At 60.8% G+C, this 14,034-nt stretch carries 12 protein-coding genes; 2 read left to right on the top strand and 10 right to left on the bottom strand.

What is annotated here, in order from left to right; genetic code table 11:
- Window positions 1-104: 104 nt before the first annotated feature.
- The 10 genes from ftsX to rpmE all read right to left on the bottom strand — a co-directional run bounded on the left by ftsX (window position 105) and on the right by rpmE (window position 11,805).
- Window positions 105-1,025 (bottom strand): permease-like cell division protein FtsX, encoded by a 921-nt coding sequence (ftsX, locus tag ACQQ92_RS02615; protein ID WP_154515997.1) that lies wholly within the window; start codon window positions 1,023-1,025, stop codon window positions 105-107.
- Window positions 1,012-2,229 (bottom strand): cell division ATP-binding protein FtsE, encoded by a 1,218-nt coding sequence (gene ftsE / locus ACQQ92_RS02610; RefSeq protein WP_370450584.1) that lies wholly within the window; start codon window positions 2,227-2,229, stop codon window positions 1,012-1,014. Before ftsE ends, ftsX begins: the two co-directional genes overlap by 14 nt.
- A gap of 450 nt (window positions 2,230-2,679) precedes the next feature.
- Window positions 2,680-3,621, bottom strand: a complete 942-nt coding sequence (locus ACQQ92_RS02605; protein WP_427793358.1) for a transketolase family protein — start codon at window positions 3,619-3,621, stop codon at window positions 2,680-2,682.
- 1 nt (window position 3,622) lies between these two features.
- On the bottom strand, window positions 3,623-4,453 hold the full coding sequence (locus ACQQ92_RS02600; RefSeq protein ID WP_427795701.1) for a transketolase: 831 nt from the start codon (window positions 4,451-4,453) through the stop codon (window positions 3,623-3,625).
- 207 nt (window positions 4,454-4,660) lie between these two features.
- Window positions 4,661-5,551 carry a YitT family protein gene (locus ACQQ92_RS02595; RefSeq protein WP_427727413.1) on the bottom strand — a complete coding sequence of 297 codons (891 nt, stop codon included), beginning with the start codon at window positions 5,549-5,551 and terminating at the stop codon, window positions 4,661-4,663.
- A 162-nt stretch (window positions 5,552-5,713) separates the two neighbouring features.
- Window positions 5,714-6,862 carry a peptide chain release factor 2 gene (gene prfB, locus ACQQ92_RS02590; RefSeq protein ID WP_154516009.1) on the bottom strand — a complete coding sequence of 383 codons (1,149 nt, stop codon included), beginning with the start codon at window positions 6,860-6,862 and terminating at the stop codon, window positions 5,714-5,716.
- The gene (gene secA / locus ACQQ92_RS02585; RefSeq protein ID WP_427794656.1) at window positions 6,862-9,669 is read right to left on the bottom strand and encodes a preprotein translocase subunit SecA; all 2,808 of its coding nucleotides are present in this window, start codon (window positions 9,667-9,669) and stop codon (window positions 6,862-6,864) included. Before secA ends, prfB begins: the two co-directional genes overlap by 1 nt.
- 156 nt (window positions 9,670-9,825) lie before the next feature.
- Window positions 9,826-10,098, bottom strand: coding sequence for a hypothetical protein (locus ACQQ92_RS02580; RefSeq protein WP_427717734.1), 273 nt, complete (start codon window positions 10,096-10,098; stop codon window positions 9,826-9,828).
- Window positions 10,085-11,188 carry a hypothetical protein gene (locus ACQQ92_RS02575; protein WP_427717732.1) on the bottom strand — a complete coding sequence of 368 codons (1,104 nt, stop codon included), beginning with the start codon at window positions 11,186-11,188 and terminating at the stop codon, window positions 10,085-10,087. Before ACQQ92_RS02575 ends, ACQQ92_RS02580 begins: the two co-directional genes overlap by 14 nt.
- A 191-nt stretch (window positions 11,189-11,379) precedes the next feature.
- Complete coding sequence (gene rpmE, locus ACQQ92_RS02570; protein WP_154516018.1) at window positions 11,380-11,805, bottom strand: 50S ribosomal protein L31; 426 nt, start codon at window positions 11,803-11,805, stop codon at window positions 11,380-11,382.
- Between the two features lie 349 nt (window positions 11,806-12,154).
- On the opposite strand from rpmE, the gene ACQQ92_RS02565 reads away from it, so the two are divergent.
- Both ACQQ92_RS02565 and ACQQ92_RS02560 read left to right on the top strand, forming a co-directional pair.
- On the top strand, window positions 12,155-12,442 hold the full coding sequence (locus ACQQ92_RS02565) for an ACT domain-containing protein (RefSeq protein WP_006235289.1): 288 nt from the start codon (window positions 12,155-12,157) through the stop codon (window positions 12,440-12,442).
- Between the two features lie 74 nt (window positions 12,443-12,516).
- On the top strand, window positions 12,517-13,935 hold the full coding sequence (locus ACQQ92_RS02560; protein WP_427717729.1) for a citrate synthase: 1,419 nt from the start codon (window positions 12,517-12,519) through the stop codon (window positions 13,933-13,935).
- Window positions 13,936-14,034: the final 99 nt, after the last annotated feature.

Genomic DNA, 14,034 nt, shown 5'->3' with positions numbered 1-14,034 from the left:
ACAAGCCGAACTGCCGGTGAGCCCTTTTCCTCCGTCGCACGGGATCAAAAAACGGGCCGCCCCAGAGCGGGACGGCCCGTTAGCAAAACTAATTCCAGCTGTGTCTACACGCGCAGGTAGCGACGCATGGCAATGGCGGAACCAAAGAGACCGATGATCACGCCGACCAGGATCAGTGCGGCATACGTCACCAGGTAGTATTGCATCGGCAGCGCAAACGACATCCAGCCAATGCTCTCCTGAAGACGCGGAACCAACAGGTTGCGAAGCAGCTCCAAAACACCGATGGAAAGCAGCGAGCCCAAAACGGCCTGCAGCACGCCCTCGGTGATAAACGGACCGCGAATAAAGCCATTGCTGGCGCCCACCAGGCGCATGATAGCAATCTCGCGGCGGCGAGCCGTAATCGACAGGCGAATCGTGTTGTTGATAAAGATGAACGCGATAAACGTCAGCAAACCAACAAGCACAACGGCAGCGATGCGGATGTAGTTCGTCACCTGGAACAGGCGGCTCACTTCCTCCTGACCGTACAGAACGCTCGCGTCAACGTCACCGTCATCCGCGATCTTCTGGAAATCGGAGTTCTTCTTGAGCTTCTTGGCCGTGCTCTCGACCTGGGACGGATCGTCCATCTCGATCGCGAACGAAGCAGGCAGCGGATTCTGGCCGTCAAGCGCGCTCAGAGTGGCGTCGGCGTTACCCGACATCTTGCTCGTGTACTCGGCCAGCGCGTCGTCCTTGTCCTTATAGGTCACGGACTTAACATTGTTCCACGTCTTGAGCTCACTCTCGAAAGCCTGGACGTCGGCCTGGTCGGCGTCATCGCTAATAAACGCGTTGATAACAACCTGGTCCTCAACGGTGCCGATCACGGAGTTCAGCATCGCGGAACCCATGATGAACAGGCCGATGATAAACAGCGAAAGGAAAATCGTGATGACGGCGCCGAGCGAGGTGGTCCAGTTACGGAAGAAGTGGCTCATTGCCTCTTTGAGCGAATAGCCCACGTTAGTTGGTGCCATAGTTGCCGTAACCTCCCCTCTCCTGGTCGCGGATTACGTGGCCGCCCTCGAGGGCGATCACGCGACGATGCATGCTATCGACCATCTCGCGATCGTGGGTAGCCACGATCACGGTCGTGCCGGTGCGGTTAATGCGCTCGAGCAGCTTCATGATGCCGAGCGAAATTGCCGGGTCGAGGTTGCCCGTTGGCTCGTCGCAAATCAGCAGCGGCGGACGGTTGACCATGGCGCGGGCGACGGCCACGCGCTGTTGCTCGCCGCCGGAAAGCTGATCGGGCAGCGAGTCCATCTGATCGGCCAAACCGACCAGACGCAGTACCTCGGGCACCTGGCTGCGAATGACGCCCTTGGGCTTGCCTATGCACTGCAGGGCAAACGCCACGTTTTCATAGGCGGTCTTTTGCGGCAAAAGCTTAAAGTCCTGGAACACGGCGCCAATCTGGCGGCGCAGGAAGGGAACCTTGCGGTTCTTGATTTTCATGAGATCCTGACCGGCGACCAAAATGCGACCGCTCGTAGGCCTGACATCACGGTTGAGCGTGGAAAGCAGCGTGGTCTTACCCGATCCGGAATGACCGACCAAGAAGACGAACTCACCCGGATAGATCTCGATGTTGATGTCGTCGAGTGCGGGCTTGTTGGGCTGTGCCGGGTAGATCTTGGTGACATGCTCCATCAGAATGACGGGCTCGACACCGGCCTGCTTGGCCATCTTCTTGCGACTTGCCTGCGGATCGATAGGCGCGAACACCGACGTAAAATCGGGGTTGTTGAGCGCATTGTCAAGACTTGCGACCTCGGCAGCCTGATCATTCTCGACCATGGGCGCAGCGGGCTGCGTAGGATCGGGAATGCCGGCAAAGAGGCCGGACTGCGCCGGCTGCGGCGCGGGCGTAGCAGGAACCATGGGATCGGGAATGCCCGCCATGGTCGGCTGAGGCTCGGCTGACGTCTGAGGCTGGTTCACGCGAGCAGTCACCTTTTGGACGGGCTCAAAGCCCGCAGCGGCGGAAAGCTCGACATCGCTGGTGGGATTGTAGGCAAAGGGATCGGATGCCGGCCGTGCCTGATCTGCCGGCTGTGCGGGGGCCTGGGCAATATGCTGGCCCTCTGAATCCGGAGTGGCGAAACGTGTGCCCGGGACACCTTGCCGTGTCTTGGGGGCCTCATCGCCCGCACCGGAGGTACGGAAGTGGTTACCCACTGGTGCTCCTTATCATCGTGCGTTTAAACTACATGAGCGCTTTGTATTTTAGCAGCATTAGCTTCGCTGCACATAAGAAGCATGGCAGGGTTTTGGTCTCACCGGCCGCGCACAGGGCTACCTCCCAAATCGTCCTCGGACATGTCGGAGTCCCCGCTGCGCGCTTCGCGCTGCGGGGACTCCTCCGTCCTGCGGAATGATTTGGGAGGTAGCCCTGTGCGCGGCCTGCGGCTACTAAGGAGTCGCCGCGTTTTTCTTGGGGTGCTGCATATACAAAGTTGGAAGGGCTGAGTTGCACTTTGCTGGCCTGGGCCCGCTTCCCTGAGGAAGCCCTTGCTTGGTGCGGGCCTAATTTGTTTGTTACCGACAAAAACAGGGGCGCCCTCTTTGGGGGCGCCCCTGTTCTGGCTTGCTTACGGTTGCTAAAGCGATACTTTGCCTCGTCTTGCCCTAGGCCAAGAACTCCTTGGTGGTTGCCACGATGTTGGCGGCATCCAGGCCGTACTTGTGCAGGAGCTCGGCGCCCGGGCCGGACTCGCCAAAGGTATCGTTGACGCCAATCTTCTTGAGCGGCGTCGGGCACTGCTCGCAGAGCACGTCGGCAACGGCGCTGCCCAGGCCGCCGATCACGGAGTGCTCCTCGACGGTCACGACGTGGCCGGTCTTGGCGGCGCTCTTGACGATCAGATCGGCGTCGATGGGCTTAATGGTGTGCATGTTGATGACCTCGGCGTCGATGCCCTCGGCAGCGAGCTGCTCGGCAGCCTCGAGAGCCTCGCCAACCATCAGGCCGCAGGCGATGATGGTCACATCGGCGCCCTCACGCATGACGATGCCGCGGCCCAGCTCGAACTTGTAGGTCTCGGGGTCGTTGATGACCGGCGAGGCCAAACGGGCAAAGCGCATGTACACGGGGCCGTCGCACTCGTAGGCGGCGCGGACCACGGCGCGGGCCTCCACGTCGTCGGCCGGGACAATCACGGTCATGCCAGGGATAACACGCATAAGGGCGATATCCTCGCAGCACTGGTGCGTGGCACCGTCCTCGCCCACCGAAATACCGGCGTGCGTGGCGCCGATCTTGACGTTGAGGTGCGGATAGCCGATGGAGTTACGGACCTGCTCAAAAGCGCGGCCGGCGGCAAACATGGCAAAGGTGCTCGCAAAGGCAGTACGACCGGTGGTCGCGATACCGGCGGCGACACCCATCAGGTTGCTCTCGGCAATGCCCACGTCAAAGAAGCGGTCGGGGCAGGCGGCCTTAAACTTACCGGTCTGCGTGGCGGCAGCCAGGTCGGCGTCGAGGACCACAAAGTCGTCGTGCTCGGCAGCGAGCTCAACGAGGGCCTCGCCGTAGCTTACACGCGTGGCGATTTTCTTGACGTCTGCCATCCTAGAGCTCCTCTCCGGCGGCCGTGAGCTCTGCCATGGCCTGCTCAAACTGTTCATCGTTGGGGGCCTTGCCGTGCCAACCAACCTGGTTCTCCATAAAGGAAACGCCCTTGCCCTTCATGGTCTCGGCGATAATGGCGGTAGGCTGACCCTTGGTGGCGCGAGCCTCGGCAAAGGCGGCGCGAATCTGACCGAAGTCGTTGCCGTCGGCGAGCTCCACCACGTGGAACTTAAAGGCGCGGAACTTGTCGGCGAGCGGCATGGGATCGTTGACCTCCTCGACGGGACCGTCAATCTGCAGACCGTTGTGGTCAACGATCACGCAGAGGTTGTCGAGCTGCTGATTGCCGGCAAACATGGCGGCCTCCCAGACCTGGCCCTCCTCGCTCTCGCCGTCGCCCAGCAGGGCGTACGTGCGGTAAGTATCGCCCCAGTGCTTGGCGGCGACGGCCATGCCCACGGCGGCGGAGATGCCCTGGCCCAGCGAGCCGGTGGACATGTCGACGCCCGGGGTGTCGTTCATGTTGGGGTGGCCCTGCAGGTGGCTGCCGATATGGCGCAGCGTCTCGAGGTCCTCCTTGGGGAAGAATCCGCGCTCGGCGAGCACGGCGTACAGACCCGGAGCGCAATGGCCCTTGGAGAGCACAAAGCGGTCGCGGTCGGCCTTGCGAGGATCGGCCGGGTCGATATTCATTTCCTCAAAGTACAGATAAGTCATGATGTCGGCAGAGCCGAGCGAACCGCCCGGATGGCCGGACTTGGCAGCGTGCACGCCGGTGACGATGCCCTTCCTTACCTCGTTGGCAACCTTTTTGAGCTCTTCGTCGCTCATTGTGCCTTCCTTTCATCCTCTTTAGACAAGATGCGCACGGCGCAGAAGGTAATCCCAACCCAGCCGCAATGCACGTGCGCCATTCATTATGCTGGAAACTGAAGGCTTTACCAGAGTTTTTATCATTATTTGAATAATTTAGCTGGCAGACCCGCTGATGAATCGGTTTATCAATGTGAACGTCTTTTGGATGGAGCGCAGTCTGCCCTACGCGTTAATGTCCTTGAACCCCTCACCGAAGGCTTCCGTAACGTCGGCGACCGTCACGATAGCTTGAGGATCGCGCTCGCGCACGATGGTCTTGAGTGTATTGAGCTCGCGGCGGCTAACGATCACCATAATCACCGGCTTCTCCGCGCCCGAATACATGCCGGTCGCCTTAAATTTAGTGCAGCCGCGACCCAGGCCATACATGATATCGGCCGCGATATCGGGGAAATTGTCCGAGATGATGAGCACCATACGGCGCTTGTTGCCGCCATCGACCACAGCGTCGATCACATAGCCGCTAATTACCATCGAAAGCCCTGCATACAGCGCGTTCTCTAGAGAGAAGACGGGGGCCGATGCCGCGCATACGGCGACATCGATCGCCATGACGGTCGAACCCACCGGCAGCGAGGTATTACGCGAGATAATCTGGCCGATGGTGTCGGAGCCGCCGGTGTTGGCGCCGGCGCGTAACACCATGCCGTAACCAATGCCCGTGATAATGCCGCCCCACATAGCGGGAAGCATCAGGTCTGCATCTGCCAGAGGCGCTACAAACGGGGCAAACAGGTCGGTAAAGAAGCCCAGTAGCACAAAGCCTGTCGCCGTCTGTACCACATAGAACATGCCGCCCTCGCGCATTACGACCAGCAACAGCAAGGCGTTCATCACGATGGTTTGGATACCGACGGGCAGCGACACGCCCCGCGCGGCACCGACCGCCTGGATAATAGTCGCAAGGCCCGTAACGCCACCGGCGGCAAGACCGTTGGGAATCAAAAACAGGTCGGTCGCGATGGCCGCCAAAGCGCACCCAAGCATGATCTGGGGTAGATCGTGGAAGAAGTTCATTGAAAGAATGCGCTTAATATCCAGACGATATGCCATGCTACCTCCCTCAAAAAAGCGCACCCCATTGGGTGCGCTTTGAACTTCTTACCGTATTTGATTCTACCGATTCGCCGAGGAAAAACCACCCCGCGGCGGGTTTGCTCTGGATATAAAACCGCCTGTCCAGAGTTTAGTGTCGGTCCGTGACTCACCCGGGGCTTAAGCGGACGGAGACTCCGCATCAGCATTGCCGGTAGCCCAGCGATGGTAGCCGATCACAAACGGATCCAAGTCGCCATCGTCGAGAACGGCGTCGACGTTGCTGGTCTCCACGCCCGAGCGCAGGTCCTTGACCATCTGATACGGATAGAGCACGTAGCTGCGGATCTGGTTGCCAAAGCCAATCGTGGTCTTGGGACCGCGGATCTCGTCGAGCGCCTCGGCGCGCTTCTCGAGCTCAATCTCGTACAGGCGGGCCTTGAGAATCTGCATACACGCGGCCTTGTTCTGAATCTGGCTGCGCTCATTTTGGCAGGTCACTACAATGCCGCTGGGAAAATGCGTCACGCGCACGGCGGAGTCGGTGGTGTTGACGCCCTGGCCGCCCGGGCCGCTTGCGTGGTACACGTCGACGCGGATATCGTCGGGGTTGATCTCGATATCGATATCGTCGGGCAGCACCGGAATGACCTCGACGCCGGCAAACGTAGTCTGTCGACGCTTCTTGTCATCGGTGGGGCTAATGCGCACCAAACGGTGAACGCCGGCCTCGGCACGAAGCATACCGAAGGCATCCTTGCCCTCAACGGTAAAGGTCGCGCGATCAATGCCAATGACCTCGGCAGCGGGGCAATCGTTGATGGTGACCTTCCAGCCGCGGCGCTGGCAGTACTTCATGTACATCTTAAAGAGCATGAAGGTCCAGTCCTGCGCCTCCAAGCCGCCCTGTCCGGGCTTGATGGTCACAATCGCGTCACCGTGATCGAACTCGCCGGTAAACCAGCTCGAAAGTTCGAGCTCGTCGATGGCGCGCGCCAGACGATCAGCCGTGGCGGCAGCCTCCTCACGCAGTGCAGCGGCATCGGGGTCATCGCCCATTTCCTCGGCAAGTTCCAGCGCCGCGCGGGCATCGGAGAGCTCGCCGCGCGCGGTATCCACGGCGGCAATATCCTCCTTGGCGCGCGCAATCTCTTCCATCGTGGCGCGAGCGGCATCGGCGTCGTCCCAAAAGCCGGGAGCGACGCTCTTGGCCTCAAGCTCGGTCACGTGGGTGCGCTTCTCGTCCAAATGGAGATACGACTCAACCTCGCCGAGCCGGTCCGCAAACGCGTCCAGCTCGGCGGGCGTTACTTCTAAAGCCTCGGCCATTAACGATTCCTGCCGTGGCAGTGCTTGAACTTCTTGCCGCTGCCGCAAGGGCACGGTTCGTTGCGGCCCACGTTGACATACGGGTCGTCGCTCTCGGACTTGCGGTAGGTGGTCACCTTAGCGCCGTTGTTGACAGCTGCCGGTCCGCCCTGGACGGCCGTGCGAGCCTGTGCCCGTGCCTCCTTGCGCAGGACCGAGTTGCCGTTGTCGCCATCGACGTCGGCGGGGCCGGAGAAGCGCGCACCCTCGAGCGCGGGGTCCTCCTTGCGCTCCACAGCGTGCGGGGCGGCCTTGATCTCGATGCGCAGGACGGTGCGCAGGTAATCCTCGTACATGGTGTCAACGAGCATCTGGAAGGCACCATAGGCCTCAGTCTTGTACTCGACCAGCGGGTCGCGCTGACCAAAGCCGCGCAGGCCGATACCGGTCTTGAGGTAGTCCATCTCCTGCAGGTAGTTCATCCAGCGGGTATCGATGACGCGCAACATAACCTGAGTATTGAGCTCGCGCATGAGGTCCTCGCCCAAGCGCTCGGCCTTCATGTTGTAGCACTTCTCGACGTAGGCTAGGACATCGGCAGCAAGGGCCTCGTAATCCTCGTCGGGGAACTTGGGCGTATCGATATGGCCGGTCAGCTCCACGACCCACTTGCGCAGGCCATCGAGGTCGCGCTCGCCGTCGTGGCTGTCCTTAGTGCAAAACTCCTGCACGCAGCGGTACACGGTGTCGTGCATGACCTCGGTGATGTGGTCGGTCAGGTCCTTACCATCCAGAATCTTGTTGCGCTCGGCGTAGATAACCTGGCGCTGCTTGTTCATCACGTCGTCGTACTCAAGAACGCTCTTGCGCATGGAGAAGTTGATGCTCTCGACCTTGTGCTGGGCGCTCTCGACGGCCTTGGAGATGATCTTGTGCTGGATGGGCATGTCGTCGCCCATTTCTGCCGTGACCATCATCTTGGAGACGCGGTCCATCTTGTCGCCACCGAACAGGCGCATCAGATCGTCCTCGAGCGACAGGTAGAACTGGGTCTCGCCCGGATCGCCCTGACGGCCAGAACGGCCACGCAGCTGATTGTCGATACGACGGGACTCATGGCGCTCGGTACCGATGACGGTCAGGCCGCCGGCGGCAAGCACGCGCTCGCGCTCGGCCTTGCAGGTCTCCTTGGCCTCGGCGTTAAACTGCTCGAGCTGCTCGGGCGTCACGTCCTCCATGGTCAGGCCCTCGTACTCCAGGCGCTCGCGCACCAGCTCGTCGGGGTTGCCGCCCAGCAAGATGTCCGTACCACGACCGGCCATGTTGGTGGCGATGGTCACGGCGCCGTAACGACCGGCCTGGGCAACGATATGAGCCTCGCGCTCGTGGTGCTTTGCGTTGAGGACCTCGTGTGCGATGCCGCGCTTGGTAAGGGCTGCCGACAGCTTCTCGGAACTCTCGATGGAGACGGTACCGACCAGGACCGGCTGGCCCTTGGCGTGACGTTGCTCGACATCATCGGCAACGGCGTTGTACTTGGCCTGGATGGTGCGGTAGACCAGGTCCTCGTGATCGACACGCTGCACGGGCTTGTTGGAGGGGATGACCTCGACGGGCAGCTTGTAGATCTCGCGGAACTCGGCATCCTCGGTAAGCGCCGTACCGGTCATGCCGGAGAGCTTGTCATACAGACGGAAGTAATTCTGCAGGGTGATGGTGGCAAGGGTCTGGTTTTCCTCGCGCACGAGCACGCCCTCTTTGGCCTCGATGGCCTGATGCAGGCCCTCGGAGTAGCGACGGCCCTCCATGATGCGGCCGGTGAACTCATCGACAATCTTGACCTCGCCGTTGGTAACGACGTACTGCTTGTCGCGGTGGAACATGTATTGGGCCTTCAACGCCTGCTGCAGGTGGTTGACCAGCTGGCCCGAAAGGTCGGCGTAGATGTCCTCGATACCCAGGCGGCGCTCGATCTTCTTGAGGCCGCGCTCGGTGGCGGCAATGGTGTGCTTGGCCTCGTCCATGACGTAGTCGCCCGTGGGCTCCACATCCTCGGTGGCGGTGAGCATATCGTGCGACACGTCCTCGCCGCGCTCCAGACCGCGCACGGCGCGCGCGAAGTCCTTGTAGGTGCTGGCCGACTTGGTGCCGGCGCCCGAGATGATCAGCGGGGTCCTGGCCTCGTCGATCAGGATGGAGTCGACCTCGTCGACGATGGCGTAGCTGTGGCCGCGCTGGACGCGCTGCTCGGGGCGGGTGACCATGTTGTCGCGCAGGTAGTCAAAGCCAAACTCGGAGTTGGTGCCGTAGGTGACATCAGCCTGGTAGGCCGGGCGCTTAAGCTCGAGCGGCATGTTGTTCTGCAGCAGGCCGACGGTCATGCCCAAATACTTGTAGATGCGGCCCATCCACTCGGAGTCGCGCTTTGCCAGGTAGTCGTTGACAGTAACGACATGCACGCCCTTGCCGGCGATGGCGTTAAGATAGCCGGCCAGGGTGGAGACGAGTGTCTTGCCCTCGCCGGTCTTCATCTCGGCGATATGACCCTCGTGCAGCGCCATGGCGCCGATGAGCTGTACGTCAAAGTGACGCATGCCCGTGATGCGCTTTGAAGCCTCGCGCACGGTGGCAAAGGCCTCGGGGAGCATGTCGTCAAGCGACTCGCCGTTAGCGTAACGCTCGCGGAACTTGTCGGTCTGGCCGCGAAGCTCCTCCTCGGTCATCTTCTCAAACTGAGGCTCAAGCCCGTTGATCTGGTCAACGATCTTGTAGTAGCGCTTAAGGTCCTTATCGGATCCAAAGGACAGCAGCTTTGACATGAATCCCATGTGGTTTTCCTTTTTTGGCCATCGCCCGTAGCGCACCGCACTGGGCGAGTTAAACACAGATAGTTGTACTTTAGCCAAACGGGACGCACGCTATACGCTCGACCTCATCCCCCACGTAATAACTACGACCGACCTGCCAAAAAGGGACGTTTTATTTTAGTGGCTACGGCCCAGATAGGCGCCGATAACTTTGCGCTGCTCGGCGCTCGCCCGATAGTAGACGCGAAGCTCGCCTTCGGCATTCAAATCAAAGCGCGTCTCGTCAATCAGGCCATTCTTGTGCGCGGTCATGAGCGCCTCCTGCATGCGCGGCCTTGCAAAGGCGGCAAACGATGCGTACTCGGCCGCGAGATCGGCCATCACATCGTCGACGCAAGCCTCGTCATGGCAAACAAAATAATCGAGCATGGCATAGTTAAGCGGAAGCATCCCGATCACCGTCCTTTTTAACCATGTCGAGGGGATTCACGGCGATCAGGCAAATGCCGACGAGGTTGACGACGGCCGCCACCCATGCGACGGACGGAAGCGCGTAGCCGTCAAAGCCCAAGACCAGGCCGACGATAATCCACGTAAACAGCGGCGCTGTAAAGGTATAGGTGCCGTTGATGGCCATGCCCAGCGCCGTGCCGCACATGGAGTTGGCGCGATACCAGCTCATAAACGAAAAGTAGGCGGCAAAACCGGAGCAGGCGAAAAACACGACGGAGGATTTGTCGGTGAGCGCTTGGGCGACAAGGACGTAACTCTGACCAAGGGGCTCTCCGCATGCCAAGGTTAGGGCCGGCAGTACCAAGCACAGGTTGCCGACGCCCGAGACAAGCTGACGGATGTTGATGGCGATCTGAGGATCGATCATGCAGGTGGCGCGGCCGCCCACGCATCCCTCGACGCCCCAGCACAGGGCGGCTAACAGCGCCAGGCCCAAGCCAAGCGGCATGCCGGAAGATGCCTGCCCGCTCAGGCCGGCGCTACCGATCATAGCGCCGGCGACCACGCAGACAACGATGCCGGTGACGACACGGGGGCTAAGTGGCTGTCGGTAGAGCACGCGGGCGAGCACCGCACCGATCGCGGGGTTGAGCGCGGCGATGGGCACGGCAAGCGTGCCTGCCTGCGAAAGCGCGATAACGTAGGCGGCAGAAGCGATGGGCCCGCCAATGAAGGCGGCGGCGATAACGATGACGCCGGGCTTTGAGGCGATGCAGCGGCCTAGGTCGGCGAGTTTGCCCTGACCGGCAGTGAAAAACGTGGCCCAGACGGCACTCAGCACGTCATTGACGCCCGAGGCGATTGTGGGCAAGATGAATACCGCCAAAAGGCCGGAGGGAGCAAATGCATCGAACCAACCGGCCCAAACGCCAAAGAGCTGACCGGCGGTAACAAAGGCCGTGTACAGCGCATACATACAGCTCGAAAGCGCCGCGACAGCGATACCCTTCCTAAAATAGGCAGCATCGAGCGCACGCTTCTTTGCCACCGCGAGCTCGCGATTGCCCAAGGACGTCGATGTGTCCACGTAGCCTCCTATCGGTTACCTGCCAAAAAGGGACAGGTTTATTTTGGCAGGTTTTATCTGGGCAAACGAAAAATCCCCACCGTTCGGTGCAAAGAGGACGTGCTACTTTGCGTCGATAAGAAAAGGGCCGTGCACCCAATTGGATGCACGGCCCTTTTGCCATGAATGCGAGCGATTCCTCGGCGAGCTATTTACTCAGCAGCCTCGGTGGTCTCGGCCTCGGCAGCGGCCTCCTCGACGGGAGCCTCTGCGGGAGCCTCGGCGGCCTGCTTGGCAGCCTCCTCGGCAAACTTAGCGGCACGCTTGGCCTTCTCGGCAGCCTTAGCCTCAGCGGCGGCCTTGCGAGCGGCCTCGGCCTCAGCAGCCTTGGCGGCCTTGGCAGCCTTGGCCTCCTCGGCCTTCTTGAGCTGGGCGGCAGCGGCGCCACCGAACTTGTCGGCGAAGCGCTGGACGCGTCCACCGGTGTCGACGAACTTCTGCTGGCCGGTGTAGAACGGGTGGCACTCGTTGCAAAGCTCGACCCTCATCTCGGACACGGTAGCGTGCGTCTTGAAGGTGTTGCCGCAGGAGCACGTCACCGTGCACTCGACATACTGGGGATGGATACCCTGCTTCATGGTAGGACTCCTTATTGGTCAGGCGCTGGTTACCGATCAGCGCATAAGGCGTCTTGGTTTCCGACCAAGACAACAAACTCGGCTATGTTACCACGGCGTCGAGCGTCCCACAAAAGGTTCACGGTCTTTACGCCGGAGCGCACAGGCAAATCTGCCCGATCGCGGCGCCAACAGAGCCGCCCGAGCTGTCCAGGGTGCCAAAAATACACCCTACGAGACAAGCGCTCCATGTTGCAGACGTGTAACGCCACAGCAAAGGTGCCCCTTTTTGCACGGGACAGGTACAATGATGAACACTGTACCGTAGCGGAGCGCCGCCGCGCGCCGCTAACACGCGAAAGGGTTTCCCATGGCCGAGATCTCGTCCTCCCGTATCGTCATCACCGTCCTTGGCAAGAACCGCCCCGGCATTGTCGCCGGCGTCACCCGCGTCCTGGGCGAAGCCAATGTCGACATCCGCGACATTACGCAGTCCATTATCGAGGACATCTTCACCATGACCATGCTGGCCGACACCGCCGAGTCCAAGCTCGACTTCGCCGAGCTGCAGAAGGCCCTGGCCGAGGCCGGCGAGCTTTCGGGCGTTAACGTGTCCATCCAGCGCGAGGACGTCTTTAACTTTATGTACCGCCTGTAGCGAACAGGCTGCGTGACGACGGCCCAACGTGCGCCCAGGCGCAACGTCGCCACATGGCCCGGAGAGGAGCGCACATGGCCTACGACGCCAAGAAAATCTATTACCGCTTCGACGACCACCTGAGCCGCTTGGTCTTGGACTACGAAGCAAGCCGCCAGATTTCGCCCGAAAGCGAAAATCTATACTACGGCCTGCCGACCAACCCTTATGACGAGGACCTGTTTGTCGAGCACGATGTCAAGCGCGGCCTGCGCAATGCAGATGGCTCGGGCGTGGTTGCGGGCCTCACTCGCATCTCGGATGTGCATGGCTACAACAAGGTCGACGGAAAGGTTGTGCCCGATCAGGGTAAGCTCACGCTTCGTGGCTACAGCATCGAAGATCTGGTCAACAATGCCCAGGCCGAGAACCGCTACGGCTACGAAGAAGTCGCCTACCTGCTCATCACGGGCTCTCTGCCCACCAAGGAAGAGCTTGACGGTTTTTGCGAACGCCTGGGTGCTTTTAGGCACCTGAGCGACGAATACGTCCGCGTGTTCCCCATGACCACGGTATCCTCGAGCATCATGAACGTGCTTCAGCGCGCCGTGTTGCTGCTCTATGCCTTCGATGCCGAGCCCGATGTAATCACACCCGAGCACGAGATCGACGTTGCCATTTCCATGCTGGCACGTCTGCCCCGCATCGCCGCTTTTGCGCACATGGCTTCGATCGCAAAGTGCCACGGTTCGGAGATGCACGTGCCGCACCCCACGCCCGGTCTCTCCACCGCCGAGACCATTCTGCAGGTCCTGCGCGGCGGCATGGCGTTCACCCGCGACGAGGCCATGCTGCTCGACGTGATGCTCATGCTCCACGCCGAGCACGGCGGCGGTAACAACTCCACCTTCGCCTGCCGCGTGCTGTCGTCTTCGGCCACCGACCCGTATTCCGCCTACGCCGCGGCTATCGGCTCGCTCAAGGGCCCGCGTCACGGCGGTGCCAACTCCAAGGTCGTATCCATGCACGAGGACATTCGCGCGCATGTTTCCAACTGGGAAGACGATGACGAGGTCGCTGCATATCTGAGCAAGATTCTCGACAAGCAGGCCTTTGACGGCACGGGGCTCATCTACGGCATGGGGCACGCCGTCTACACGCTCAGCGACCCGCGTGCCGAGGTCTGCCGCCACTACGCACGTTCGCTCGCCGCCAAGAAAGATCTGGGCGAGGAATTCGCGTTGATCGAGCGCATCGAGCGCCTGGCGCCCCAGGTCATGCGCGACCACGGCATGACCAAGCCTATCTGCGCCAATATTGACCTGTACACGGGCTTTATCTACAAGATGCTCGGCGTACCCGAGACACTCTTTACGCCGATGTTCGCCGTGGCCCGCATGGCAGGCTGGTCGGCACACCGCATGGAAGAGCTCTTCTGCGCACACCGTATTATTCGCCCGGCATACCGTCCGGTAATCGAGCCACTGGAGTACAAGCCACTCGCCGACCGTTAGGACGCGCACCGTTATAGAACACGAGCGTGGCCAGGGTATCACCGCCCTCGGCCACGCTTTTTATGCCAGCAGAAAGGGCTGCATCGAATGATTGTTTTT

The organism is Collinsella sp. SGI.241, assembly GCF_050312955.1.
GTDB lineage: Bacteria > Actinomycetota > Coriobacteriia > Coriobacteriales > Coriobacteriaceae > Collinsella.
Note: the sequence above shows the minus strand (reverse complement) of the source record. Positions and strands in the feature narration are given on the sequence as shown.

Excerpts from the sequence above, each read along its gene's own strand:
- ftsX (WP_154515997.1), bottom strand. The coding sequence starts at position 1,025 with ATGGCACCAACTAACGTGGGCTATTCGCTCAAAGAGGCAATGAGCCAC.
- ACQQ92_RS02605 (WP_427793358.1), bottom strand. The coding sequence starts at position 3,621 with ATGGCAGACGTCAAGAAAATCGCCACGCGTGTAAGCTACGGCGAGGCC.
- ACQQ92_RS02600 (WP_427795701.1), bottom strand. The coding sequence starts at position 4,453 with ATGAGCGACGAAGAGCTCAAAAAGGTTGCCAACGAGGTAAGGAAGGGC.
- ACQQ92_RS02595 (WP_427727413.1), bottom strand. The coding sequence starts at position 5,551 with ATGGCATATCGTCTGGATATTAAGCGCATTCTTTCAATGAACTTCTTC.
- prfB (WP_154516009.1), bottom strand. The coding sequence starts at position 6,862 with ATGGCCGAGGCTTTAGAAGTAACGCCCGCCGAGCTGGACGCGTTTGCG.
- secA (WP_427794656.1), bottom strand. The coding sequence starts at position 9,669 with ATGGGATTCATGTCAAAGCTGCTGTCCTTTGGATCCGATAAGGACCTT.
- ACQQ92_RS02580 (WP_427717734.1), bottom strand. The coding sequence starts at position 10,098 with ATGCTTCCGCTTAACTATGCCATGCTCGATTATTTTGTTTGCCATGAC.
- rpmE (WP_154516018.1), bottom strand. The coding sequence starts at position 11,805 with ATGAAGCAGGGTATCCATCCCCAGTATGTCGAGTGCACGGTGACGTGC.
- ACQQ92_RS02565 (WP_006235289.1), top strand. The coding sequence starts at position 12,155 with ATGGCCGAGATCTCGTCCTCCCGTATCGTCATCACCGTCCTTGGCAAG.
- ACQQ92_RS02560 (WP_427717729.1), top strand. The coding sequence starts at position 12,517 with ATGGCCTACGACGCCAAGAAAATCTATTACCGCTTCGACGACCACCTG.